General features: G+C 54.3%; 1 protein-coding gene. It reads left to right on the top strand.

The genetic code is table 11. From position 1 onward, the window contains the following. Positions 1-155 precede the first annotated feature (155 nt). Positions 156-414, top strand: a 259-nt coding sequence (locus B7444_RS13330) for a transposase (protein ID WP_148424759.1), incomplete at its 3' end; no start/stop codon positions are given.

Raw genomic sequence — 414 nt, 5'->3', positions numbered from 1 at the left:
GTCGCCCTGACAGAACAGGCTGGCCGTTCAAAGCGCCTGATGATTGATGCAACACATCTCAAGGCGCATCGGACATCGGCCTCCCTGCTCAAAAAGGGGCTTTTCCGCGGCATATCGGACGGACAAAAGGCGGACTGAACTCAAAACTCCATGCCGTGTGCGATGGTCAGGGGCGGCCTGTTCGCCTCCATCTGACAGCAGGGCAAGTCAGTGACTTCAAAGGTGCAGACGTGCTGCTGGCAGATCTCCCCGACGAGACAGAAGAAGTCATCGGAGACAGAGGCTATGACAGCACCCTGATCAGGTTATCACTTGCAGAACGCAATATCACTACCTGTATTCCGCCGAAGAAGAACCGGAAATCAAAGCCGCCTTACGACTGGCATCTGTATAAAAAGCGCCACCTCATCGAAA

It is taken from the genome of Gluconobacter thailandicus F149-1 = NBRC 100600 (genome assembly GCF_000964465.1).
GTDB lineage: Bacteria > Pseudomonadota > Alphaproteobacteria > Acetobacterales > Acetobacteraceae > Gluconobacter > Gluconobacter thailandicus.
Note: the sequence above shows the minus strand (reverse complement) of the source record. Positions and strands in the feature narration are given on the sequence as shown.